The sequence below is a fragment of the Gelidibacter salicanalis genome (assembly GCF_016469035.1).
Lineage (GTDB): Bacteria > Bacteroidota > Bacteroidia > Flavobacteriales > Flavobacteriaceae > Gelidibacter > Gelidibacter salicanalis_A.
Map to the genome: position 1 here is coordinate 1 of NZ_JAEHJZ010000165.1, position 271 is coordinate 271.

Annotated in this window: 1 protein-coding gene; it reads right to left on the minus strand. The window is 45.8% G+C overall.

Annotated elements, in window-relative coordinates; genetic code table 11:
• The coding region (locus JEM65_RS21250; protein ID WP_199603730.1) for a TonB-dependent receptor plug domain-containing protein at positions 1-271 on the minus strand (271 nt) is incomplete at both ends.

A 271-nucleotide genomic window follows, 5' to 3' on the forward strand; every position in this document is an offset into this window, starting at 1 on the left:
CTTGCTGAATTGGGTTTTTGTTCACACCAAGGTCTTTCCTAGTGTAAAACCCAATCACTCCATTTGATCCCCTAGCGCCAAATATCGCCGTATCAGCTCCCTTCCATACTCGGTAGCCTTCGATTTCGTGAACAGGGATAGTGACCAAGGATTCTAGTTTGACTTGAATATCATCCACCATGAGCATCGGTTCCATACTGCTGTTGATGGAATTTACTCCTTGGATGAGAATCTTCGCACTTTCACCATAGCCCGTTATTTGCACTCCGGC